The following is a 24,949-nucleotide window of genomic DNA, read 5'->3' on the forward strand; positions in this document are numbered from 1 at the left end:
CAGTTCCTTCCCAGTGGTCAGCTGGTCAGCTGGTCAGTTCGTGGCCGCGGTCGGTGCGGGCGTCCACGGCTGGAGCTTGTTGGCCAGCCGGATCTCGTCCACGATCCGGCCGATGATGGTCGTGATGCCGAAGTCCTTCGGGGTGAAGACGGCGGCGACGCCGGCGGCCTTGAGGGCCTCGCCGTCCGCTGCCGGGATGATGCCACCGACGATCACCGGGACATCCTCCACCCCGGCGCGGCGCAGCCGCTTCAGGACGTCGGGTACCAGCTCGGCGTGCGCGCCCGAGAGGATGGACAGGCCCACGCAGTGCACGTCCTCCGCGACGGCGGCGGAGACGATCTGCTCCGGGGTGAGGCGGATGCCCTGGTAGACCACCTCGAACCCGGCGTCGCGGGCCCGGACGGCGATCTGCTCGGCGCCGTTGGAGTGTCCGTCCAGGCCGGGCTTGCCGACCAGCAGGCGCAGCTTGCCGGCGCCCAGCTCCTCGGCGGTGGCGGCGACCGCGGCGCGGACCTGATCCAGCTCCCCGCCGGGCTCGGCGGCCACGGCGACGGGCGCGCCGCCCACGCCGGTGGGGGCGCGGTACTCGCCGAAGACCTCGCGCAGGGCGAAGGACCACTCGCCGGTAGTGACCCCGGCGCGGGCGCAGGCGAGCGTGGCCGGCATCAGGTTGGCCTCGGTGGCGGCGACGGCCTTGAGCTCGGCCAGCGCCTCCTGGGCGGCGGCCTCGTCGCGCTGTCCGCGCCAGGCCTCCAGGGCGGCGAGCACGGAGCGCTCGGAAGCCGGGTCGACCACCATGATCGCGGTGTCGAGGTCGGCGGTGAGCGGGCTGGGCTCGGTGGTGTCGAAGCAGTTGACCCCGACGATCTTGTCCTCGCCGGACTCGATCCGGGCCCGGCGGGCGGCGTGCGAGGCGACCAGGTTGGACTTGAGGTAACCGGACTCGACGGCCGGAATCACCCCACCCATCTCCAGCACCTTGGCGATCTCGGCCTCGGCACCGGCCAGCAGCTCGGCGGTCTTGGCCTCGATCACCTCGGAGCCGTTGAAGATGTCGCCGTACTCCAGCAGGTCCGACTCGTACGCCAGCACCTGCTGGATCCGCAGCGACCACTGCTGGTCCCACGGGCGGGGCAGGCCGAGCGCCTCGTTCCAGGCGGGCAGCTGGACGGCCCGGGCACGGGCGTCCTTGGAGAGGGTGACGGCCAGCATCTCCAGGACGATCCGCTGGACGTTGTTCTCCGGCTGCGCCTCGGTCAGGCCCAGCGAGTTGACCTGGACGCCGTAGCGGAAGCGGCGCTGCTTGGGGTCGGTGACGCCGTAGCGCTCCAGCGTGACCTTCTCCCAGAGCTGGGCGAAGGCGCGCATCTTGCACATCTCCTCGACGAAGCGCACGCCGGCGTTCACGAAGAAGGAGATCCGGGCGACCACGTCGCCCATCCGCTCGGCCGGCACCTGCCCGGAGTCGCGGACCGCGTCGAGCACCGAGATGGCGGTGCACATCGCGTAGGCGATCTCCTGGACGGGCGTGGCCCCGGCCTCCTGCAGGTGGTAGCTGCAGATGTTGATCGGGTTCCACTTGGGGATGTTGCCGACCGTGTAGGCGATCATGTCGGTGATCAGACGCACCGACGGGCCGGGCGGGAAGACGTGCGTCCCGCGCGACAGGTACTCCTTGACGATGTCGTTCTGGGTGGTGCCGGTGAGCTTGGCGATGTCGGCGCCCTGCTCCTCGGCGACCACCTGGTAGAGCGCCAGCAGCCACATCGCGGTGGCGTTGATCGTCATGGAGGTGTTGGTCTGTTCGAGCGGGATGCCGTCGAACAGGGTGCGCATGTCGCCGACGTGGCCGACCGGGACGCCGACCCGGCCCACCTCGCCGCGGGCGAGGATGTGGTCGGAGTCGTAGCCGGTCTGGGTCGGCAGGTCGAAGGCGACGGACAGGCCGGTCTGGCCCTTCGCCAGGTTCCGCCGGTAGAGCGCGTTGGAGTCGCTCGCGGTGGAGTGGCCGGCGTAGGTGCGCATCAGCCAGGGGCGGTCGCGCTTCTGAGGCTCGGTCATCGGATCCGTCTCACACGTTCCGGAAGCGGTTGATGGCGTCGATGTGCTGGGCGCGGAACTCATCGTCGCGCACGCCCAGGCCCTCCTCCGGGGCCAGGCAGAGCACACCGACCTTGCCCTGGTGCTTGTTGTGGTGCACGTCGAGGGCGGCCTGGCCGGTCTCCTCCAGGGAGTAGACCTTCGACAGGGTCGGGTGGATCTTGCCCTTGGCGATCAGGCGGTTGGCCTCGAAGGCCTCGCGGTAGTTGGCGAAGTGCGAGCCGACGATCCGCTTGAGCGACATCCACAGGTAGCGGTTGTCGTACTGGTGCATGTAGCCGGAGGTGGAGGCGCAGGTGACGATGGTGCCGCCCTTGCGGGTGACGTACACCGAGGCGCCGAAGGTCTCGCGGCCCGGGTGCTCGAAGACGATGTCCACGTCCTCGCCGCCGGTGAACTCGCGGATCTTGGAGCCCAGGCGCTTCCACTCGCGCGGGTCCTGGTTGTTCTCGTCCTTCCAGAACCTGTAGCCCTCGGCCGAGCGGTCGATGATCGCCTCGGCGCCCATGGCGCGGCAGATCTCGGCCTTCTGGTCGTTGGAGACCACGCAGATCGGGGTGGCGCCGCCGGCCAGCGCGTACTGGGTGGCGTACGAGCCGAGGCCGCCGCTGGCGCCCCAGATCAGCACGTTGTCGCCCTGCTTCATGCCGGCGCCGTTGCGCGAGACCAGCTGGCGGTAGGCGGTGGAGTTGACCAGGCCCGGGGAGGCGGCCTCCTCCCAGGTGAGGTGCTTCGGCTTGGGCAGCAGCTGGTTGGTCTTCACCAGGGCGAGCTGGGCCAGGCCGCCGAAGTTGGTCTCGAAGCCCCAGATGCGCTGCTCCGGGTCCATCATCGTGTCGTTGTGGCCGTCCGCGGACTCCAGTTCGACCGAGAGGCAGTGCGCGACGACCTCGTCGCCGGGCTTCCAGGCGTTGACCCCGGCGCCGGTGCGCAGCACCACGCCCGCGAGGTCGGAGCCGACGACGTGGTACGGCAGGTCGTGGCGCTTGGTGAGCGGCGACAGCCGGCCGTAGCGCTCCAGGAAGCCGAAGGTGGAGACCGGCTCGAAGATCGAGCTCCAGACGGTGTTGTAGTTCACCGCGCTGGCCATGACGGCGACCAGGGCCTCGCCGGGGCCCAGTTCGGGCAGGGCGACCTCGTCGAGGTGAAGGGACTTGCGGGGGTCCTTGTCGCGGCTGTCCAGGCCCGCGAACATCTGCTCGTCGTCCTTGTGGAGCGTGACCGCCCGGTAGGACTCGGGGAGCTTGATCGCCGCGAAGTCCGCCGACGTGGTGTCGGGGTTGAGGATCGCGTCGAGGATTTCCTGCATGGCTGCCTCCGAAGGCGTACCTGTGCGAGGGTCACAGGGCGTCTGGGGGAGCCGGGAGCGGACACCGGCTTCGCTGAGGTGGGTGGTTGGCGGTCAGGCTGTCGCCCGGTGGTGGTCCGGGCGGGGCTGGCACTGCTCCCGGGGTGTGGGAACGCCGGACGACGGCGCGCCGAGGTGGGGAGCCGCGGCGCCGCGACTGGTGAGTAACAAGGTAGTGGCACCCTGTGCCACTCGTAAAGACACCGGGTGTCAGGAATTCCGACGCCCTGGAAAGGTGCGAAACGCGCGTAGCGCGGGTACGCGAAGGGCCCGCGCCGACTGTTCGGCGCGGGCCCTTGATATGCCTCTGACCTGTGTGAATACCCGACCTAGGCGTCCCGGGCGCCACTCAGTGCGGCCCGGATGCTGTCCACCACGACGTCCAGTGGAGCGTCTGTCCGGGCGACTGTGATGAGCACCTCACCTCCGGGGCTGGCACTCAGTGCGCTCTCCGCCACCACGTCCCCTGGCGTCTCACTGGCACCCGGTGCCACCACCGAGCCCCGGCGTCTGGCACCCGGCGCGCTGGCGGCCCAGAAGGTCCGCCGGATCACCTCGAAGGAGTGGTCCAGCTGCGCCTCCACGTCGCCCCGGCCGCCGGCCCGCAGCCAGCGCCGCAGCACGTGGTTGTGCGCCGCGACGACCGCCGCCGCCGACACCTCGGCCAGCATCGAGTCGTCCTCGCCGCCGCGCTGCCAGCCGGACGGGATGGACTCGCCGGTGTCGAAGCGGCCCAGCAGGTAGCGGGTGAACAGCCGCTCGTACCGGGCCACCACGGCGATCTCGCGCTCGCGCAGCGCCGGGACCTGACGGATCAGCTGGTACCGCGCGACGGACACCCCCGGGGTGGAGGCGTACATCCGCAGCACCTCCTTGATGCCCCGGCACACCACGTCCAGCGGGTGCTCCTCCGGCTCGGCGCTGGCCAGCAGGTCGGCCACCCGGACGAGCGTGTCGTCGTGGTCCGGGAAGATCGCCTCCTCCTTGGACCGGAAGTACCGGAAGAAGGTGCGCCGGGCCACCCCGGCGGCCGCCGCGATCTGGTCGACCGTGGTCTCCTCGTAGCCCTGCGAGGCGAACAGCTCCATTGCGGCCGCGGCCAGGTCCTGGCGCATCTGCTGGCGCTGCGCAGCCGCCCGGCGGCTGCCCGGCCCGCTGTCCGGCCCGGTGCCTCCGGCCGACGAGGCCGCCCGGTCGGCGCCGCGCGGTGCGGCGGATTGCTGCGGGGAGGCTGACTGAACCCGATCCATGTCCGGAACGCTACACGCCCCCGGCGGCGGGGCCGCGGCCCTTCCCCGGCGCACCGGCGCGACCGGGCCGGTCGCGGCCGGTCTCGGCCAGCGCGCGGACACCGCCCCCGGGGTCCAGCCGGGGCGGGCGGCGGGCGACGGCGTGGTCACCGGCGGGCGTGGTCGCGGAAGCCGCGGCCGGTCTTGCGGCCCAGGCAGCCGGCCGCGACCAGGTGCTCCAGCAGCGGCGCCGCGGCCAGGCCCGGCTCGCGGAACTCCTGGTGCAGCACCTGCTCGATGGCCAGCGACACGTCCAGGCCGACCACGTCCAGCAGCTCGAACGGGCCCATCGGGTAGCCGCAGCCCAGCTTCATCGCGGTGTCGACGTCGTCCACCGTCGCGTAGTGCTCCTGGAGCATCCGCACCGCGTCGTTCAGGTACGGGAACAGCAGCGCGTTCACGATGAAGCCGGCCCGGTCGCCGCACTCCACCGGGTGCTTGCGGACCTTGGCGGTCAGCTCCAGCACCGTCGCGGTGACATCCGGGGCGGTCAGCACGGTGGAGACCACCTCGACCAGCTTCATGGCCGGAGCCGGGTTGAAGAAGTGCATGCCGATCACGTCCTGCGGCCGCGAGGTGGCGGTCGCGCAGCTGATCACCGGCAGCGAGGAGGTGGTGGTGGCGAGCACCGCGCCCGGGCGGACGATCTTGTCCAGGGTGGCGAACAGCTCCCGCTTGACCGCCAGGTCCTCGGCGACCGCCTCGATCACCAGGTCCACGTCCGCCAGCTCGGTGTACTGGCCGACCGGGGTGACCAGCTCCAGCGCGGCGTCCCGCTGCTCGGCGGACAGCCGGCCCTTGGCGACCGAGCGCTCCAGCGACCTGGCCAGCTGCGCCTTGGCCCGGTCGGCCTTCTCCTGACTGCGGGCGGCCAGCAGCACCGGGTGCCCGGCCTTGGCGAAGACCTCGGCGATGCCGGTGGCCATCGTCCCCGAGCCGCAGACGCCGACGGTGCCGACGGTACGGCCGGGCACCTTCGGCTTGGCCGGACCGGTCGCCGCGTCCACCGGCTTGGACGAGCCCGGCGCCTCGTAGGTGTAGAAGCCGCGCCCGGACTTGCGGCCCAGCAGTCCGGCCGCGACCAGCTGGCCGAGGATCGGCGCGGGCGCGTGCAGCCGGTCGCGGGACTGCTCGTACATCGCCTCCAGCACGGTGCGCGCGGTGTCGATGCCGATCAGGTCGAGCAGCGCCAGCGGGCCCATCGGCAGACCGCAGCCGAGCCGCATCGCGGCGTCGATGTCCTCGCGCGAGGCGTACTTGGACTCGTACATCGCCGCGGCCTGGTTCAGGTACGCGAACAGCAGGCCGTTCACCACGAAGCCGGCCCGGTCGCCGGCTGCCACCGGCTCCTTGCCGAGGTCGCGGGCGAAGGCGGCGGCGTCCTCGGCGGTCTGCGGGGAGGTCAGCACGGTGCGGACCACCTCGACCAGCTTCATGGTGTGCACCGGGTTGAAGAAGTGCAGACCCAGCACCCGCTCCGGACGGGCGGTCGCGGCGGCGATCCGGGTCACCGACAGCGCGGTGGTGCCGGTGGCGAGCACGGTGCTCTCCGGGCAGATCCGGTCCAGCTCGGCGAAGACCTCCCGCTTCAGCTCCAGCTGCTCCGGCACCTCCTCGATCACCAGGTCCGCCTCGGCGGCGGCCGCCAGCGCGTGCCCGACCGAGATCCGGCCCAGCAGCGCGGTGCGCTCCTCGGCGGTGATCCGCTCCCGGTCGACCGCGTGCGCGGTCGCCGCCTCGATCCGGGCCAGCGCCCGGGCGGCCGAGTCCTCGGTCGCCTCGATGCCGATCACCCGGCGGCCGCTCCTGGCGACCGCCACCGCGACGCCGGCACCCATCGTGCCGAGGCCGACGACGGCGACGGTGGGGAAGGGACGCTCCATGTCCTGACTCCTAGTCATGAAGGGCCCGCGCGTGCTCCGGCGGGCACGCCGCCGCACCCGTCGACGGTGACGGGGCGGCCGCCGCCGGAGGAGGGTTCACGCGCGGGGGCTGGGGAGATGACGGGTTCCGGCGGCACCCGGGCAGCGGCCGGTCCGCTCCGGCCGAACTGCGGGGTGTGCCGTGGTACTCAGGCGCTCGACGGTGAAGGAAGCGACCCTGATACGAGGAGGGAAACCCGGCCCGCCGCCGTTCGCGGCACCGGCCGGTGAAAGCGCACCGCGCGCCCGCCGTGGACACGGCGACCGCGACCCCGCCGGTGCGGCTCCCGAAGCCCGGCGGTGATGCGTGTCCGGCCACTGTAGCGAAGCTACTCGCCGGTAGGAAGGGGGCGTCGGCGGAAAACCGTTCGGGGACCGGGCCCGGTCTTCGCTAGGGTGATCGACGCGGGGGCGGCTCCGCGGCGTGCTTCCTTCTCCTCATCTTTAAAATGAACCGAGCGCGCCCACTCTCCGCCCCCGCTTCGTCGTATCCATCGGGGGACGTCGGGGGGACAGAGCGCAGTGGGGAAGCAGAACGCCGCCGCCACCGGCACCGGACTGGACGATTACCTGCTGCGCCGTCACGGCGTGGTCCTGGTCCCGGACGGAGCCGCACCCGGGGAACCGGACCCGTGGACGGCCAAGGGCCTGATCGCCCTGGAAGCCGACCTGGCCCAGCGCGGACACGTCCTGACCCGCGACCTGCGCACCGCACTCGGCCGGCTGCGCCCGGCGGACCTCGCCGACGCCGGCACCCGGCTGCTGCGGGGGATCGATGCCCTGCTCGGCGGCAACCGCCGACACACCCCGCTGTTCCGCCGCTTCCCCGTGGGCGTGCCCTCGCACGCCCACGCCGACTACTCCGCACTGATCCGCGGCTACCTGCTCTGCCAGCCCGGCCAGGTCTGCCTGGTCTGCGAGCGCAGCAGCCTGGAGGCCGGGATCGGCGCCCTCGCCCCCTGCGCCCACCTGCTGTGCGGAGACTGCTACCAGGACCTGGCCGAGCACGGCGGCCCACGCCGCTGCCCGCTCTGCCGCACCCCGCTGGACCGCGAGCACCACCTCGCCCTCGACACCAGGGCCGCCCGCAAGGCCGCCCGCGACCTCCCCTCCGGCGGACAGCTCAAGCCGCTGCGCCTGGCCGAGCTCGGCGACCCGGCCGAACTCGCCGGCACCGCGCTGGCCGCCCTGCTCGCCCGGCAGACCCCGCTGAACCCGCAGGAGCGCGAGGACCTCGCCCTGCTGCTCGACCACGCCCCGGCCGACCCGGCCACCTGGCTGCCCGAGACCATCCCGGTCCGGGAGAGCCGCGCCACCGCGCTGGCCGCCCTGCTGCGCCGCGATCCGGAGCACACCCGCCCGCTGCTCGCCGCCCACCTCACCACCGCCACCGACGTCCTGCGACTGATCTGGGCCTGGTCCGGCGCCGAACCCGACCTGTTGCCCGAGACCGCCCGCACGCTGCGGCTTCGGGGCCTGCCCCGCCCGCTGCGCCGCGAACTCCTCGCCGTCCTGGACGCGTTCCCGGTCGGCACCCTCGCCGAGGACCTGCGCCGCCACCGGCAGGCCTGGCTGCGGGCCGGCGAACTGCTGCACCCGTACGAGCACCGCACCCGCTTCCCGTACGCGGCGGCCGCCTTCGCCGTGGTCCGGCAGAGCGACCTCGATCTGCACGGCCTCGGCCCGCAGCTGCGCGAGGCGCCCGCCCCGCTGCGGGTGCGCGAGACGCCCGGCGGCCACACCCGGCTGACCGTGGAGACCTTCGCCGCCCGGGTCGAGCACACCCTCGCACAGGGCGACCTGCCCGCCGCCGTCAGGCTGCTGGCCCGCCGCCCCGGCGAACTGGTGCGCCGACTGCACCACCTGTTGCGGGTGCACGCCACCTGGTTCCCCGGCGAGCCGCTGCCCGCCGAACTCGCCGGAGCACTGCCGGGGGCGCTGCGCGCGGTCGCTCAGGGACCGCTGCTCGGCGCGTACGGGCGGCTGCGCGCGCGGCGCGAACTCGGCGAGCGACGGCTGTACTTCCCGCGCGGCCGGGTCGCCTCGGCGCACGCCCGCTTCGACTGGGGAAAGCCCGTCCCGGACCGGCTGAGCGCGCCGGTCTGCGCCCTGATCGAGGCCGAACTGCTGCGCCGGGCCGGGCAGTCGGCGGCCGCTTCGGGGCGCTACGAGGTGGTCGTCCTGGACGCCGCCCTCGCCGACCTGGTGGTCCCGTTCGCCGAGCGGGCCAGCGCCAAGACCCTGGTCGCGGTGCCGCGCGGCAGCGTGCAGGGGCTCCCGGACGAGCAGTACCTGCGACTGTTCGTGCACTGGATGCAGCGCCCGCACCAGCGGGTGGACCTCGACCTGTCGGTCGCCTTCTACGACGAGGAATGGCAGTTCACCGGCCTGTGCGACTACACCCGGCTGGTGCTCGGCCCGCGTGCCGCCGTCCACTCCGGCGACTTCACGACCGCCCCGCCGCCGCACGGCGCCACCGAGTTCGTCGACCTGGACCTACGGGCGCTGGGCAAGGCCCGCGCCCGGTACGCGGTGGTGGTGGTGTTCAGTTACAACGACATCCCCTTCGAGGACCTCACCGACGCGTTCGCCGGCTTCATGACCCTGACCCCCTCCGAGGCGGCCCGGCAGCGCACGGGCAGCTTCCACCCCGGGAGCGTCCGCCAGCGGCTGGACCTCGCCGGGGACGCCCGGATCTGCGTGCCGATGATCGTCGACTTCCAGACCCGCGACTACACCTGGACCGACCTCAACGTCGGCTCTGGCGCCGGATTCCACAACCTCTACCGGCACCACGCCGCGATCGGCTCGCTGGCCCACGCGGTGACCACCCACTTCGCCGCGGGCACCCGCGCCACCCTGTGGGACCTCGGCTGCGCCGCCGCGGCGGCCGCCAGCGACGAGGTGTGGGTGCGCGACCGCACCGGCCGCGGACTGGGCCGCTACCGCCGGGGCGCGGACGAGCCGGTGGCCGCCTTCGCCGAGCGGCTGCGCGGGCGGTACGAGAGCGACCACCGCACCGAGCAGTCGGCCGACGACACCGCCCGGCTGATCGCCGAACGCCTCGTCGGCACAAGGGCGTTCGCGGCCCTGGTGCACGCCGACACGCCCGTCCCGGAAGGGGTGAGCGGGACGCTGTACCGGCTCTACCCGGGCCGGCTGGACGCCGCCCCGGACGCCCTGGAGCGGATCACGGCGGGGGAACTGGTCGCCCGCTTCGCCCCGAACGGGTGAACGGGTGGACGGCCGTCCGTTTCGACCACTCGATAGGGGAGTTACAGAAGCCCAATCGGCGGGGCAGCATGGTGACATGAGCATCGGAACCGCCAGCGCCCGGGCCGCCGACCCCGTCGACCGGCCCGACGACGGCGCCCTCGCGGCCGCCGTCGCGCTGCCCCCGCGGGCCGAGCGCGCCGCGCGGGCCGAGAAGGCCGTCGACCGGCTGCGCACCGCCGCCGTCGAGGCGGTGGCCGTCACCTGGGTGGACAACGCGGGCATCACCCGGGTCAAGGCCGTGCCGCTCAGCAGGCTGGTGCACGCGGCCGAGTGGGGCATCGGTGTCGCGCCCTGTTTTGACGTGTTCCTCGCCGACGACACCAGCACCACCAGCCCGATCATCGGCGGCCCCACCGGCGATCTGAGGCTCTACCCCGACGTCGACCGGATCGTCGCGCTGGCCGCCCAGCCCGGCTGGGCCTGGGCCCCGGGGGACCGCCACACCCAGGCCGGCGGCCCGCACCCCGGCTGCCAGCGGCTGTTCGCCCGCCGGATGGAGGCCGCCGCGGCCGCGCGCGGGCTGAGCCTCAAGGCCGGCATCGAGGTCGAGTGGGTGGTCGCGCTGGACGGCCCGCCGCAGGAGGCGCCCCAGTACCCGACGTACGGCCCGGCCTACGGGATGCACCGGCTCACCGACCTCTCCGACTACCTGCGGGACGTCCTGCGCGCCCTCGGCGAGCAGGGGCTGAGCGTGCTGCAGATCCACCCCGAGTACGCCCCGGGCCAGTTCGAGGTCTCGGTCGCCCCCGAGGGCCCGGTCGGCGCCGCCGACACCGCCGTGCTGGTCCGGCACACCGTCCGGGCCGTCTCCGCCAAGCACGGCCTGCGGGTCTCCTTCGCCCCCGTGGTCGAGCCCGACGGGGTCGGCAACGGCGGGCACCTGCACGTCAGCCTCTGGCGGGACGGCCGCAACCTCGGCCACGGCGGCCCCGGGCCGCACGGCCTGACCGTCGAGGCCGAGGGCTTCCTCGCCGGGGTGCTCGAGGCGCTGCCCGAACTGCTGGTGCTGGGCTGCTCCAGCCCGGCCGGGTACCTGCGCCTGGTGCCCCAGCACTGGGCCGGGGCCTACCAGTGCTGGGGCCTGGAGAACCGGGAGGCCGCGATGCGCCTGGTCACCGGCTCCACCGGGGAGCGCGCCGCCGCCGCGAACGCCGAGGTCAAGTGCTTCGACGCGAGCGCCAACCCGTACCTCGCGGTCGGCGCGGTGCTCGCCGCCGGCTTCGCCGGGATGGACCAACGCCGCGCGCTGCCGCCGGAGTTCACCGGGGACCCGGCCACCGTCGAGCCCGGTACGGTGCCCCGGCTGCCGCAGAGCCCGGCCGAGGCGATCGCCGCCTACGAGCGCTCGGCGGTGCTGCGCGAGGCGCTCGGCGATCCGCTCTACCAGGCGGTGCTGGCGGTGCGCCGGGCCGAGGCCGAGCAGTACGCGGCCATCGGGTCCGAGGAGTTGATCGCGGCCACCCGCTGGCGGTACTGACCGGTGGCCCGGCCGGAACACGCCCCGGATCCGGCGCTGGTCGACCACCACTGCCACAGCGTGGTGGCGGCCGAGCTCGCCGACGACGCCCTGGCCGGGCTGCTCACCGAGTCCGACCGCCCACCCGCGCCCGGCTGTTCGCCCTTCGACAGTGCGCTCGGCCTGGCGGTACGGCGCTGGTGCCCGCCCGCGCTCGGCCTGCCCGCGCACACCCCGGCCGCCGACTACCTGGCCCGCCGGCGCGAGCTGGGCGCGGCCGAGGCCACCCGCCGGCTGCTCGCGGCCGCCGGGCTGGACACCTGCCTGGTGGACACCGGGCTGACCGCCGCGGCCGGCCACGAGCTGCTGCCGCTGACCGAACTCACCGAGGCCGCCGGGGCGGTGGTGCGCGAGGTGGTCCGGCTGGAGACGGTCGCCGAGGCGGTCGCGGTCGGCGCCGAGGACTGGCCGGGGGCCGTCGGCGAGGCGCTCGCCGCGGCCGCCACCGGGGCGGTCGCGGTGAAGTCGGTGCTCGCCTACCGGTACGGCCTGGCGGCCCCGGCCGAACGGCCCGCGCGCACCGCGGTGGTGGCCGCCGCCGGAGCCTGGCTGCGCGGCGGACGCGGCCGGCTGACCGATCCGGTGCTGCTGCACCACCTGCTCTGGACGGCCGTGGACGTCTGCGCCGAGCTCGGCCTGCCGATCCAACTCCACACCGGCTTCGGCGATCCCGACCTCACCCTGCACCGCGCCGACCCGTCCCTACTGACCGACTTCGTCCGCGCCGCCGAGCCGAGCGGCGTCCCGCTGGTGCTGCTGCACGCTTACCCGTACCACCGGCAGGCCGCCTGGCTGGCCCAGGCCTTCCCGACGGTGTACACCGACCTCGGGCTGACCGCCTCCTACACCGGGCCGCGGGTGGCGGCCGTCCTCGGTGAGATGCTGGAACTGGCGCCGTTCGGCAAATTGCTGTTCTCCACCGACGCCTACGGGCTGCCCGAACTGTTCCTGGTGGGCACCGCTCAGTTCCGGTACGGACTGGGCGCGCTGCTGGCCGACTGGCAGGCGGACGGGGCCTGTTCGGCCGCGGACGGGCAGCGTCTGACGCGGATGATCGCCGCCGGCAACGCCCGTCGGCTGTACGCGCTCTGATGTAGGCGCTCGAGTCCGTCGGCTCGTCAGCGAACCATCACTTTTTAACAATCTTTGCCTCTGTTGCCCTTGTTGAACTGCGGACTCGTAACCTCCGCTGTTGGTTGAGATGTGACGATTAGATGACTACCTCTTGCGCATATCAGCGAATATTCATTAGCGTCCGGTCATTCCCCGCGCACCTGCCACACCGCAGCTGCCGCATGACGACTCGGGAGGGCCAACCCCAATGAGAGTTCCTCGGATCAGCCGGACCCGGTACGCGGCGGTGGGCGTCGTGCTCGCCACCGCCGGCGCCCTCGCGCTGCCGGCCGGCACCGCCGTCGCGGCGCCCACCGGCGACTCGACGACCGGTCCGCTGCTCAGCTACGTCGTCAACACCAAGGCCAACCACGGCCAGGTGCAGAAGGTGGAGAAGGCCGTCACCGGCCTCGGCGGCACCGTGGTCCAGTCGTACGAGCAGATCGGCGTCGTGATCGCCCGCTCGAACGACACCAAGTTCGCGGAGAAGCTGCGTCTGGCCAAGGGCGTCGACTCCGTCGGTGCCAGCCGGACCAAGGGCATCACCGCCTCCGACCAGGGCAAGGCCGACGTCGCGGCCGAGCCCACCGGCACCGCCGCCGCCGGCCAGGAGCCGTACGAGGCCAACCAGTGGGACATGCGCCAGATCGGTGTCGACAAGGCGCACAAGATCTCGCTCGGCAGCCGCAATGTCACCGTCGGCGTGCTGGACTCCGGCATCGACGCCACCCACGAGGACCTGGCCGCCAACGTCGACGCCTCGCAGTCGGTCTCCTGCATCGACGGCAAGACGAACACCGACTGGAAGGCCTGGCAGCCCACCACCAGCGACCACGGCACCCACGTGGCCGGCACCATCGCCGCCGCCAAGAACGGCAAGGGCGTCGTCGGTATCGCCCCGAACGTGAAGCTGGCCGCGGTCAAGGTCGTCGACGACGCCGGCATGATCTACCCGGAGAACGCGGTCTGCGGCTTCGTCTGGGCCGGCGAGCACGGCTTCAAGGTGACGAACAACAGCTACTACGTCGACCCGTGGATGTTCAACTGCCAGAACGACAAGGACCAGGCCGCGATCACGGACGCCGTCCGTAAGGCCGTCGCGTTCTCGCAGCGCAAGGGCGTCCTCAACGTCGCCGCCGCGGGCAACGAGAACATCGACCTGGCGCACAAGACCACCGACGTCTCCAGCCCGGACGACACCACCCCCGGCACCCGCCCGGTCACCAACGACTGCCTGTCGCTGCCGACCGAGCTGCCCGGCGTCATCGCGGTCTCCGCGGTGGGTGTCAACGGCGACAAGTCGTACTACTCCAGCTACGGCAAGGGCGTCGTGACCGTCGCCGCGCCGGGTGGTGACAAGCGCTACCAGATCCCGAACACCCCGGACAAGGACGGCCGCATCCTGTCCACCATCCCGGGCAACAAGTACGGCTACATGCAGGGCACCTCGATGGCCACCCCGCACGTCACCGGTGTGGTCGCGCTGCTGGCCTCCACCTTCCCGTGGGCCAGCCCGGACGAGCTGACCGAGATGCTGACCAGCCAGGCCGAGTCCCACCCGTGCCCGACCGGCGAGTTCAACCCGGGCGGCGCCGGCCAGTGGAAGGCCACCTGTGAGGGCGGCGCGGACGACAACGGCTTCTACGGCGCGGGCATCATCAACGCCGAGAAGGCGGTCCAGTGGTGGCGCTGAGGCGCTGACCACGATGCGCTGAGCACTGAACGCTGAGCTGGGGAGCGGGGCCCATGGTCCCGCTCCCCAGCCGCGTTTGAGTACCTGTACTCAGGCCGCAGTCCCGCCCGTGGAACAGGATGGATCCGTCACCACCGGAGCCACCCCAGGAGTTGATCGGCATGGCCGCCACCGTCCCCGGACCGCAGGCCCCCGCCCGCCCCGCGGCCGACCGGCGGCACCGGCTCGCACTCGTCCTCGGCGTCGTCGAACTGGTGCTCGCGGCCCCGATGCTGCTGCACATCGGGCTGATCGCCCTCGTATTCGGGGCCTACGGGCTCGCCGGCGCGGGGGTCGCCGGGCCGGCCTACGCCGTGCTGGTCGTCGGGGTCCCGCTGCTCGGGTACGGCCTCGGGGCCGCGATCACGCGGGCGCAGGGGCTCCCCAAGTCCGTCGGGCTCGCGGTGAAGGGCCTCGGCCTGTTGGTCGCCACCTCGGCCGAGTACTTCCTCTGGCTCGGCCACCTCGGGCTCGTCACGTTCTAGGGCCTGTCCAGGGCCTGTCCCCCGGGTCCTCGCCGGGTCCGCCGAGACCCACGGGAGACGTCTCAATCCTCGTCGAAGTGGTGCTCCCAGACCGTCTCCACCGAAGGCTTGCCGTGCAGGTCCGGCACCTCCTGCAGCCAGGCCGGGCGCCCGGCCCGGGTGCGGGCCGCCCGCCGCCGCTCCGCCTCGCGCAGCTGCTCGGGGGTGGCGAAGCCCTCCGGCAGCCACTCCTCGGAGAGCACCACCCGGGCGGCCAGATGGGTGACGTAGGCGTGCCGGACGGCGTCCACCGCGTCGAAGCCGGGCTCGTCGGCCAGCCACTCGTCCGGGACCAGCGCCAGCACCTCCTCCAGCAGCTCCACGGTGACCAGCGGCCCGAGGTCCTCGTCGGCCAGCCGGACGTCCGGGGCCGAGCCGCCGAGCGCGTGGGCGCTGAGGTCGTACCGCTTGCCGACCGAGGCCTCCGCGGTGGCCCAGCGGTGGTGGAAGATCAGCGCGGCGCCGTTGTCGATCAGCCAGAGCCGCTCGTGCCAGACCACCAGGTTGGGATTGTGCACGGTTCGGTCGACGTTGCCGGTGAGCGCGTCCAGCCAGACCACCCGACCGGCCTCGGCGGAGTCCACCGGGATCATCCCCGGCCGGAAGTCCTTCGAGCCGGGCAACAGGTCCATCCCGAGGTTGAGGCCCCCGCTGGCCTTGAGCATGTCCTGGATCTCGGCGTCGGGCTCGTCCGCGGCTACCGCCGGGTCGAAGTCCACCAGGCGCAGCTCCGGCACCCGCAGTCCGAGCCGCCGGGCCAGTTCGCCGACGATCACCTCGGCCACCAGCGCCTTGCGGCCCTGGGCGGCGCCGGTGAACTTGACCACGTACGTTCCCAGGTCGTCGGTCTCCACCACGCCGGGCACCGAGCCGCCGGCCCGCAGCGGGTCCACGTAACGCAGCGCAGTCACCAGATCGAGCACACCGGCCACCCTATCCCGCCGCGTCGCGGTCGCGCCCCTGTGATTGGCTTGCCGGTGAGCGGTACGGACAGCGGTACCCACCACACGAGGAGAGCAAGGTCATGGGACAGGTGCAGGCCACCACCGAGCGGGTCTACGACGCGGCCCCCGAGCGGGTGTACGAGGCGCTGGCCGACTACCAGGTGACCCGCCCGAAGCTGCTGCCCGCGCAGTACAGCGAGTACGAGGTCCGGGTCGGCGGGAACGGCGCCGGCACCCAGGTGCACTGGAAGCTGCAGGCCACCGAGAAGCGGGTGCGCGACTGCCTGTTCACCGTCTCGGCGCCCAAGCCCGACCAGCTGGTGGAGAAGGACGCCAACTCCAGCATGGTGATCACCTGGACGGTCGCGGCCGCCGGCGAGGGCCGCACCAAGGTCACCGTGACCGCCACCTGGCAGGGCGCGACCGGCATCGGCGGCTTCTTCGAGCGCACCTTCGCCCCCAAGGGCCTGAACCGGATCCACGACCAGGTGCTGGCCAACCTGGCAGCCGAGGTCCGCTGAGCCTCTCCGAAACCCCCGACCGGACTCCCGAGGGACCGCGGCGGAACCCGACGGAATTCCGAGGGAACCGCGGCGGACCCGACGGAATTCCGGCGGAACCGGGGCGGAACCCGACGGAACTCCGACGGTTTCGATAAAGCAGGTAAATCGCCTGGAATTTCGGGAGCTTCGCCCACCCGTACGAGCCGAAAGCCGTACGGGTGGACGGTCCGCCACCTGCGGGTGACGGGGGCCGCCCGGCGTGGGGGAGCCACCCTAGGCTCGCCGCCGTGCATATGACGATCCTTCACATTTCGCAGCCCGTGGACGGCGGAGTCGCCCGCGTCGTCGTCGATCTGGCCCGGGGGCAGCGCGAGGCCGGGCACCGGGTGCTGGTCGCCTGCCCGCGCGGCGGCCGACTGGCCGAGGAGGCCACCGCGGTCGGCGCGCTGGTCCGGGAGTGGCCCGCCGAACGCTCGCCCGGCCCGTCCACCGCCGCCGAGGCCTGGCGGCTGCGCCGGATCGTCCGGGCCGCCGCGCCCGACGTGGTCCACCTGCACAGCGCCAAGGCCGGACTGGCCGGCCGGCTGGCCGTGCGCGGCGCGGTGCCCACCGTCTTCCAGCCGCACGCCTGGTCCTTCGCCGCCGTGGACGGCGCGCTGGCCATCGCCACCCTGCACTGGGAGCGCTTCGCGACCCGCTGGGCGCACCGGCTGTTGTGCGTCAGCGTCCAGGAGCGGGCGGACGGCGTGGCCGCCGGGGTGCACGCGGACTGGGCGGTGGTGCCCAACGGCGTGGACGTGCGCCACTACGCGCCCGCCGACCGCCGGGCCGCCCGGATCGCGCTCGGCCTGGACCTGGACGCCCCGCTCGCGGTCTGCGTCGGGCGGTTGTGCCGGCAGAAGGGCCAGGACGTGCTGATGGCCGCCTGGCCGGAGGTGCTGCGCCGGGTGCCGCAGGCCCGGCTGGCGCTGGTCGGCGGCGGGCCGGACGAGCAGCGGATCGCGGAGCTGGTCCGGCGGACGGTCGAGCCGTCCCGGGTCCGGTTGGTGGGGGACGTGCCGGACCCGCGCCCGTGGCTGACGGCGGCCGACCTGGTGGTGCTCCCCTCGCGGTGGGAGGGCATGGCGCTGGCGCCGCTGGAGGCGATGGCGGCCGCCCGTCCGGTGCTGCTGACCGATGTGCCGGGCGCGCGGGAGTGCCTGCCGCAGTCGGCGCGGGAGCAGGTCGTCGTGCCACCGGAGAACGTGGCCGCGCTCGCCGCCCGAATGGCGGAAGCGCTGTCCGATCCGATCGAGTGCGAGCGGCGCGGCGCCCGTCTGCGTGAGCACGTGGTCGCCCGGCACGACGTCCGCACCGTGGTCGAACAGGTGGACGTTCTGTACCGCCACCTGCTGGGTGCCGGTCCGGCTGCCGGGCGCCGCCGGGCCCGTGTCCCGGAGCGGATCTAATCGTTTCACATGCAGTGAATGCCCGCTGTCAGGCGCTTTCACATTCGCATCCTCAACCGGATATGGGGCGAGGCGTGAAATTCGAAATACCTATGAGTGGGCGGCTGGAATGAAACGGAAAGTCAACTTCCGGCCCGCATCGCCCGGTTCTCTCGCACCTGGTTTTTCCTGCTTCGTTTCGATTTCATCCCGGAAATTCGCGCCTGAGTCCATCGCGACCGTGTCCCGTGCGACCGGCCGGTCCGCGATCGGCCCCGACGCGGGAGAACCGAAAGCCGCCAGCGGTAGCAGGTGCTGTCAGGACCGTGCCCACCGGGCCGGGACGGCCGCTCCGCTCCTACCGGTGCCGGGGCACCGTCACCCCGGGCACACAGCAGGGGAGTTCGTGCGCTGATGACCATTGACCACGACAGTGTGCCGCGCTCCGGCGGGTTCCTGCCCGGCCCGCGCCGACCCGCCACCGGACTGCTCTACCGACCGGCCGGATCGGTGCACACCCGGGCGGTGTCGCCGCCCCGCCGGTACCGCAGGGCGATCCGCTCCCGGCTCGCCCTGCCGCTCGCGCTGGCCCAGGTCGACGCGATCGCGCTGTGCACCGCCACCGGCATCGCCAACCGGGCCGTCGACCCGACCGTGCCGCTCGCCCCGCTGCTCGGCGTCACCGCCGTCCTGCCGCTGCTCCTGCTGCTCAACCTGGCCGGAGGCCTCTACCGCACCCGGCTCACCCTGTCCGTCCTGGACGAACTGCCCGCACTGGCCGTCCGCGCCGTGGTCGCCACCGCCTTCGCGGTCACCCTGGCCGGCTGCCTGGAAGGGCGCTGGCCCGACTGCGGCCCGGCCACCCCGGCCCGGCTCGCCGTCCTGCTCGGCGCCCAGCTGCCGATCGCCGCCGTCGGCCGGGCCGTCCTCTACCCCCTGGTCCGTCGGGTCCGCCGCGGCCGCCCCAGTCCGGCCCTGGTGCTCGGCGCCGGCCGGCTCGGCCGCAAGGTCGCCGCCGTACTCGCCGCGCACGGCGAGTACGGGATGCGCCCGGTCGGCTTCCTGGACGCCGACCCGCCGCTGCTGGCCGGCGACACCGACCTGCCCGTCCTCGGCGGTTGCGAGGTGCTGGAGCGCGAGGTCCGCCGGCACCGGGTCCAGCACGTGATCGCCACCGCCGGCGCCGCCGACGAGGCCGAGACCGCCGCCGCCCTGCGCGACGCCGCCCGGCTCGGCTGCCAGGTGTGGCTCGTCCCCGCCCTGCGCGAGTACGGCGCGCTGCCCACCGCCCCGATCTCCGGCGGTGACCACCTGTGGGGCTTCCCCTGCCTGCGGGTCGGCCGCCCGGCGACGGGCCGCCCCGGCTGGGCCGCCAAGCGCGCCCTGGACGTCACCGCGGCCGGCCTCGGCCTGCTGGTGCTCGCCCCCGTCCTGGCGCTCTGCGCCCTCGCCGTCCGCTTCGACACCGGCCCCGGCGTGCTCTTCCGCCAGCAGCGCACCGGGCTGGACGGGCGGGTCTTCACCGTCCTCAAGTTCCGCACCCTGCGCCCCAGCAACGAGCACGAGTCGGCGACCCGCTGGAACATCTCCCAGGACCACCGGATGGGCGCCGTCGGCCGCCTGCTGCGCAAGAGCTCGCTGGACGAGCTGCCGCAGCTGTGGAACGTGCTGCGCGGCGACATGAGCCTGGTCGGCCCGCGCCCCGAACGCCCGTACTTCGTCATGCGGTTCAGCCAGGCCTACCCCGAGTACGCCGACCGCCACCGCGTGCCGGGCGGACTCACCGGCCTCGCCCAGGTCAACGGCCTGCGCGGGGACACCTCGATCGAGGACCGGGCCCGCTTCGACAACCGCTACATCGAGAGCTGGAGCCTCTGGCAGGACGTCAAGATCCTCTGCCGTACCGCGGCCCTGATGCTCCACCCGGACGGGAGCTGACCCACGTGGCCCTGACCCTTCCGGCCCTCCCGCGTCCGGCCCTACGACGGGCCCTGCCCGCGCTCGCGGACCGGCCCAGCCTGCTGGCCGCCGCCACCGTCCTGCTGGTCTGCGTGCCCAGCGGAGAGAAGGACGTCACCGCCGCGGCCCACGTCACCGCCGCCGACGTCGCCTCGCTCGCCCTGGTCGCCCTCACCGCGCTGAACCTGCTGCGCGGCCGACTGCCCGCGCTCAGCCGCGCCACCTGCGTGCTGTTCGGCGGGATCGTGGTCGCCGCCGCCGTGGCCACCGTCGGCTCGATCGACCCGGCCACCAGCATCACCGGCTTCGTCCGGCTCACCCAGGTGTTCGTCCTGGTCCCCGCCGCGGTGCTCTGCTCGCTGCGCGACCGCACCGACCAGCGCCTGGTCCTCGGCTCCTTCGTGCTCGCCGCGCAGATCCAGGGCGTGGTCGGCGCGAAGCAGTACCTCACCCACACCGGCGCCTCCTACACCGGCCAGCCGATCCGGGCCGTCGGCACCTTCGGCGCGCTGGACGTCATGGCGATGTCCACCGTGGTCAGCTACGGGCTGCTCGCCGCCCTCGCCCTGGCCCTCGGCGAGCGCGGCGCGGGCGGCGACGTCCGGCTGCGCCGCGCGATGTTCGCCGCCGCCGCCTTCCTCGTCTTCCCGCTCGCGGTCTCCTTCAGCCGCGGCAGCTGGATCGCCACCGGCGTCGCCGTCACCGTCCTGCTGCTGCGCGCCGACGCCCGGCTGCTGGTGCGCGGCGCCGTCCTCGGCCTCGCCGCCGCGGTCGTCCTGGTCGGCGGCCTCGGCCTCGGCGCCTCCGGCGTCACCCAGCGGCTCAGCTCGATCGGCTCCGTCTCCGCCGCCCCCGACCAGTCCGTCTCCGACCGCTACGACCTGTGGGCCACCGCCGGGCGGATCTGGCAGGACCACCCCGTGCACGGCGCCGGACCGAAGGCCTTCCCGCGGCTGCGCGACAGCCGCGCTCCGCTGCGGCTGTCCTCCGGCAGCGACGCCGCCGACTCCACCATCGGCTTCCAGCGCGAGCCGCTGCTCTCCCCGCACAACATGTACTTCCTGGTGCTCAGCGAGCAGGGCCTGATCGGCATCACCGCCTACGCCGCGCTCTTCCTCGGCCTGCTGCTCGGCTGTCTGCGGCACCGTCACGGCTCAGCGGCAGGCCCTGGCGGCACGACCCTTGCCGCGCTCGCCCTGCTCACCTGGGTGCTGGTCGACTTCCTGTACGCCGACATCGGCGGCACCACCACCGTGCTGACCTCCGTCGTCCTCGGCCTCGCCGCTAGGGCGTGTCTTCAAACTCCCGCCATCCGGGGGGCGGACCAGTGACCACCGACCAGCCGGCCGTGCTCGCCTCCACCCTCCCGGCCCCGCGCAGCGCGCCCGCCAGGCCCCCGGCCCCCGGGCCCGACCCGGCGCCCCGGCGCGGCTTCCTCGCCAGGGCCTTCGGCATCACCGCGCTGCTCAGCGCGGCCGGCTCCGGCCTCGGCCTGCTGCGCGACCTGCTGCTGGCCCGCTACTTCGGCGCCAACCAGGGCACCGACGCCTTCCTGGTCGCCTGGACCGTCCCGGAGACGGCCGCGCCGCTGCTGATCGAGGACGCCATGTCCTTCCTCATGGTGCCCGCCTTCGCCCTCGCCCTGGTGCTGCGCGAGGAGGACCCGGACGCCCCCGACCCGGTCCGCCAGCTGATCCGTGCCACCCTGCCCTGGCTGCTGCTCGCCCTGAGCGGCCTCGCCCTGGCCGCCGCGCTCGGCGCCCCGCAGCTGGTCGGACTGCTCGCCCCCGGCCTGCCCGACCCGGACCTCGCCGTCACCTGCACCCGGATCACCGCGATCACCGTGCTGCCCTTCGGCGTGGCCGGCTACCTGGCCGCCGCGCTGCGCGTCCACCACCGCTTCACCGCCCCGGCCGGCATCTACGTCGCCTACAACCTCGGCATCCTGGCCCTGCTGCTCGGCTTCCACGGCTACCTCGGCGTACGCTCCGCCGCCCTCGGCGTCGCGTTCGGCAGCCTGCTGATGGCCGGTCTGCTGATCGGCCCGTTCCTGCGCCGACTGCGTCGGGGCCCGGCCGCCGACGGCCGCAGCAGCCGTTCCCGCCACACCCTGGTGCTGATGCCGCTGGCCCTGCTGCCGGTGGCGGCCTTCACCCTGACCCGGCAGTCCCAGGTCTTCGTCGAGCGCTGTCTCGGCTCGGCCCTGCCGCCCGGCACCATCTCGCACCTCAACTACGCCGCCAAGGTCTCCCAACTCGCCATGACGGCGGGCATCCTGATCTGCACCGTCACCTTCCCGCTGGTCGCCCGGGCGCTCGCGGCCGGGGATCTCACCGCCGCCCGCGACCGGGTCGAGAAGGACCTCGGCCAGGCCGCGGCGGTGGTGCTGCTCGGCACCGCCTTCCTGATGGCCTGCGCCCCCTCGGTGGTCTCGCTGCTGTTCGAGCGCGGCGCCTTCGGCCCCCGTGACACCGCCGCCACCGCTGACGCCATCCGGGTGTACAGCTTCGGCCTGCCGGCCCAGGCGCTGATCGGCGTGATGATCCGCCCGTACTTCTCGCTGCGCCCGGTGGTCCGCGGGGCCGCCGACCCGCGCACCGAGGACGGCGGCCGCCGACTGCTGGACTGGTACCCGGCCGCCGCGATGCTGCTCGGCCTCGGCGTCACCGTCGCGGTCGGCCTGCTCGCCACGGCCCGCTTCGGCGCGCTCGGCCTCGCCGCCGGCAACGCCGCCGGGATCACCATGACCGCCGTGCTGCTGCTGCGCGGCCTGGTGCTGCGCGGCATCCCGCTGCGACTGCGCCGGGTGATCGGCGGCCACGGCCGGCTGGTCGCCGCCGCCGCCGGGGCCACCGCGCTCGGCACCGCCGTCGGCGGCCTGACCGACGATCCGCTGCTCTCGACCCTCCTCGGGGGCCTCACCGTGGCGCTGGCCTTCGCCGCCCTCGGCACCGGGCTCGGTGCCCGCGAGGTGCGCGGCCCGCTCCTCGCCGCCGCCCGGGCCGTAGCGCCTGTCCGGCGGATCTGCGCGGGCCCGCGACGCTCCCCCAGCCTTCGGCCGGGAGGTACCCCCAGAGCACAAGCGCGCCGCGCCGCGGTGTCGTCAGCCGCCGATGGACCCTTCCCGAGCCCGGCGGCCGGGAGGTGCCCCCATCCTCCGCCTTGCGATGCATGCACTCGGACGCCGCGGTCCGATCCGACCAGATCCGCCGGACAGGCCCTGAACCCGCCAACCGTCGCCGATGAAGGGAAGTTTCCCCATGGACAATGAACGGGGGACCGTCCGTTCGGCCGGGGTGGGCGTCACCGACGCCCCGCCCGACCGGGCGCGACTGCCCAGGAGCCGCCGTCCGGTCGGCGAACCGACCGTCTCCGGCTCCTCTTCGCCGTGGATCCTGATGTACCACTCGGTGGCGGTGGAGGAGGAGGACCCGTACCAACTCACCGTCAGCCCCGAGCGGTTCGCCGAGCAGATCGCCTGGCTGCACCGGCGCGGGCGGCGCGGCGTCTCGGTCCGCGAGCTGATGCGGGCCCGGGCCCGCGGCCGGGACGACAAGCTGGTCGGCCTGACCTTCGACGACGGCTACGCGGACTTCGCCCGCCACGTCGTACCGATCCTGCAGGTGTACGGCTTCACCGCCACCACGTACGTGGTCGCCGATCTGCTCGGGCGGGACAACGGCTGGGACACCGAGGGCCCGCGCAAGCAGCTGCTCACCGTCGAGGAGGTCGCCGGACTCGCCGCCGCCGGCTGGGAGATCGGCTCACACGGCCTCGGCCACCAGGCGCTGCCCGGCCTGCCCGCCGACGCCCTCGCGGGCCAGACCCGGGAGAGCCGGCGGCTGCTGGAGGAGGTGGTCGGCGGCCCGGTCACCGGCTTCTGCTACCCGTACGGCGCCGTCGACCTGCCCGCCACCCTGGCCGTGCGCGAGGCCGGGTACGACTACGCCGTCGCGATCGCCCACTCCCCGCTCACCGGCCGCTTCGCCCTGCCGCGCTGCTACGTCGGCGACCGCGACGGCGCCTGGCGGCTGCGGGCGAAGAAGGGACGCCACCGGCTGCGCGACGCCGTCGCCGAGCTGCGCCGTGGTCGCGGGGTCCACCCCGAGCACCTCGGTGGAGAGCGGGCAGTGACGGAGCGTCGGCCATGAAGGTCCTGCACATCGTCACCGGGCTCGGCTCCGGCGGCGCCGAGCGTCAACTCCACCTGCTGCTCAGGAACTTGCCACCGCACCAGCGGTGCGAGGTGCTCGCCCTGACCAACCCCGGCGCGGTCGCCGACGCGCTGCGCGCCGACGGGGTGACCGTCCACCACCTCGGCATGCGCGGCAACCGGGACCTCGGCGCGCTGCCCCGGCTGGTCCGGCTGATCCGGGCCGGCCGCTACGACCTGGTGCACACCCACCTCTACCGGGCCCAGCTGTACGGCCGGCTGGCCGCGCGGCTGGCCGGGGTGCGCGCGGTGGTCTCCACCGAGCACTCGTTGCACGCCGGGGTGATCGAGGGCCGTCCGGTCACCCGGGGCGTCAAGGGCCTCTACCTGGCGGCCGAACGACTCGGCTGCACCACCGTCGCGGTCTCCCGCCAGGTCGCCCAGACCCTGCGCTCCTGGGGTGTCCCGCCGAGCCGGATCGAGCTGATCCCCAACGGCATCGACACCGCCGGCTATCGGCGCCCGCCCGCCGAGTGGGCCGCCGCCCGCCGCCGGGTGCGGGCCGAACTCGGCCTGCCGGAGGGCAGTTGGGTGGTCGGCGGGGTCGGCCGGCTGGTCTCCGGCAAGCGCTTCGAGGTGCTGCTGGAGGCGCTGGTCGAGCTCGACCCGGCCACCCGGCTGGTGCTGGTCGGCGAGGGTCCCGAGCGTGCCGCGCTGGAGCGGCGGGCCGCCGAACTCGGCGTCCGGGAGCGGCTGGTGCTCGCCGGCGAGCGCGACGACGTGCCCGACCTGCTGGCCGCGATGGACGTGCTGGCCGCCCCCTCCACCGCGGAGACCTTCGGCCTCGGTGTCCTGGAGGGTCTCGCGGCCGGGCTGCCGGTGCGGCACAGCGCCTGCCCGGCGCTGGACGAACTGCCGCCCAGCGCCGCCCCGCAGGCCCGCCGCATCCCCTCCGAACCCGCCGCGTACGCCGCCGCGCTGCGCGACCTGCGGCAGCTGAGCGGCCACATCGCCGACCCGCTGCCGCACCCTCCGGCCGTCGGCCACTACGACATCGCCCGGGTCGCCGCCGACCTGGGCGCCCTCTACGACCGGCTGGCCCGCGTGTGACCGCCCGCCGCCGGTACCGCCGTCCCATAC

At 73.8% G+C, this 24,949-nt stretch carries 17 protein-coding genes; 12 read left to right on the plus strand and 5 right to left on the minus strand.

From position 1 onward, the window contains the following. Positions 1 to 33 precede the first annotated feature (33 nt). From ACH4E7_RS14175 to ACH4E7_RS14190, 4 genes are all read right to left on the minus strand, one after another. Positions 34 to 2,064, minus strand: a complete 2,031-nt coding sequence (locus ACH4E7_RS14175) for a protein meaA (protein ID WP_396249314.1) — start codon at positions 2,062 to 2,064, stop codon at positions 34 to 36. Positions 2,065 to 2,074: 10 nt separating this feature from the next. Then, positions 2,075 to 3,412, minus strand: coding sequence for a crotonyl-CoA carboxylase/reductase (gene ccrA, locus ACH4E7_RS14180; protein ID WP_396249315.1), 1,338 nt, complete (start codon positions 3,410 to 3,412; stop codon positions 2,075 to 2,077). A 368-nt stretch (positions 3,413 to 3,780) separates the two neighbouring features. Next, positions 3,781 to 4,701, minus strand: a complete 921-nt coding sequence (locus ACH4E7_RS14185) for a TetR family transcriptional regulator (protein ID WP_396249316.1) — start codon at positions 4,699 to 4,701, stop codon at positions 3,781 to 3,783. Between the two features lie 146 nt (positions 4,702 to 4,847). Further along, the gene (locus ACH4E7_RS14190) at positions 4,848 to 6,623 is read right to left on the minus strand and encodes a 3-hydroxyacyl-CoA dehydrogenase family protein (protein WP_396249317.1); all 1,776 of its coding nucleotides are present in this window, start codon (positions 6,621 to 6,623) and stop codon (positions 4,848 to 4,850) included. 561 nt (positions 6,624 to 7,184) lie between these two features. Here ACH4E7_RS14190 and ACH4E7_RS14195 point away from each other — a divergent pair. The 5 genes from ACH4E7_RS14195 (at position 7,185) to ACH4E7_RS14215 (ending at position 14,784) form a co-directional block, all read left to right on the plus strand. Beyond that, a complete protein-coding gene (locus tag ACH4E7_RS14195; RefSeq protein ID WP_396249318.1) occupies positions 7,185 to 9,896 on the plus strand; it encodes an MXAN_6230/SCO0854 family RING domain-containing protein in 2,712 nt (903 codons plus the stop codon). Positions 9,897 to 9,972: 76 nt separating this feature from the next. Next, on the plus strand, positions 9,973 to 11,415 hold the full coding sequence (locus ACH4E7_RS14200; protein WP_396249319.1) for a glutamine synthetase: 1,443 nt from the start codon (positions 9,973 to 9,975) through the stop codon (positions 11,413 to 11,415). 3 nt (positions 11,416 to 11,418) lie between these two features. After that, entirely contained in the window at positions 11,419 to 12,546 is a 1,128-nt protein-coding gene (locus ACH4E7_RS14205) for an amidohydrolase family protein (protein WP_396249320.1), read from the plus strand. 229 nt (positions 12,547 to 12,775) lie between these two features. Continuing rightward, positions 12,776 to 14,260 (plus strand): S8 family peptidase, encoded by a 1,485-nt coding sequence (locus tag ACH4E7_RS14210; RefSeq protein WP_396249321.1) that lies wholly within the window; start codon positions 12,776 to 12,778, stop codon positions 14,258 to 14,260. A gap of 161 nt (positions 14,261 to 14,421) precedes the next feature. After that, complete coding sequence (locus ACH4E7_RS14215; RefSeq protein ID WP_396249322.1) at positions 14,422 to 14,784, plus strand: hypothetical protein; 363 nt, start codon at positions 14,422 to 14,424, stop codon at positions 14,782 to 14,784. A gap of 62 nt (positions 14,785 to 14,846) precedes the next feature. Here the strand turns inward: ACH4E7_RS14215 and ACH4E7_RS14220 are convergent, their stop codons facing one another. Beyond that, on the minus strand, positions 14,847 to 15,746 hold the full coding sequence (locus ACH4E7_RS14220) for a HipA family kinase (RefSeq protein WP_396249323.1): 900 nt from the start codon (positions 15,744 to 15,746) through the stop codon (positions 14,847 to 14,849). 101 nt (positions 15,747 to 15,847) lie between these two features. On the opposite strand from ACH4E7_RS14220, the gene ACH4E7_RS14225 reads away from it, so the two are divergent. The 7 genes from ACH4E7_RS14225 (at position 15,848) to ACH4E7_RS14255 (ending at position 24,919) form a co-directional block, all read left to right on the plus strand. Continuing rightward, on the plus strand, positions 15,848 to 16,288 hold the full coding sequence (locus ACH4E7_RS14225; RefSeq protein ID WP_396249324.1) for an SRPBCC family protein: 441 nt from the start codon (positions 15,848 to 15,850) through the stop codon (positions 16,286 to 16,288). 302 nt (positions 16,289 to 16,590) lie between these two features. Further along, positions 16,591 to 17,718, plus strand: a complete 1,128-nt coding sequence (locus tag ACH4E7_RS14230) for a glycosyltransferase (RefSeq protein ID WP_396249325.1) — start codon at positions 16,591 to 16,593, stop codon at positions 17,716 to 17,718. 393 nt (positions 17,719 to 18,111) lie between these two features. After that, entirely contained in the window at positions 18,112 to 19,635 is a 1,524-nt protein-coding gene (locus ACH4E7_RS14235; protein WP_396249326.1) for a sugar transferase, read from the plus strand. Positions 19,636 to 19,640: 5 nt separating this feature from the next. Next, complete coding sequence (locus ACH4E7_RS14240; RefSeq protein WP_396249327.1) at positions 19,641 to 20,987, plus strand: O-antigen ligase family protein; 1,347 nt, start codon at positions 19,641 to 19,643, stop codon at positions 20,985 to 20,987. Next, positions 20,984 to 22,927 carry a lipid II flippase MurJ gene (locus ACH4E7_RS14245; RefSeq protein ID WP_396249328.1) on the plus strand — a complete coding sequence of 648 codons (1,944 nt, stop codon included), beginning with the start codon at positions 20,984 to 20,986 and terminating at the stop codon, positions 22,925 to 22,927. The genes ACH4E7_RS14240 and ACH4E7_RS14245 overlap by 4 nt, the downstream gene beginning before the upstream one ends. Beyond that, a complete protein-coding gene (locus tag ACH4E7_RS14250) occupies positions 22,917 to 23,807 on the plus strand; it encodes a polysaccharide deacetylase family protein (protein WP_396249329.1) in 891 nt (296 codons plus the stop codon). Before ACH4E7_RS14245 ends, ACH4E7_RS14250 begins: the two co-directional genes overlap by 11 nt. Continuing rightward, positions 23,804 to 24,919 carry a glycosyltransferase gene (locus ACH4E7_RS14255; RefSeq protein ID WP_396249330.1) on the plus strand — a complete coding sequence of 372 codons (1,116 nt, stop codon included), beginning with the start codon at positions 23,804 to 23,806 and terminating at the stop codon, positions 24,917 to 24,919. The genes ACH4E7_RS14250 and ACH4E7_RS14255 overlap by 4 nt, the downstream gene beginning before the upstream one ends. The last annotated feature ends 30 nt before the right edge of the window (positions 24,920 to 24,949 follow it).

It is taken from the genome of Kitasatospora sp. NPDC018058 (genome assembly GCF_044327205.1).
Taxonomy (GTDB): Bacteria; Actinomycetota; Actinomycetes; order Streptomycetales; family Streptomycetaceae; genus Kitasatospora.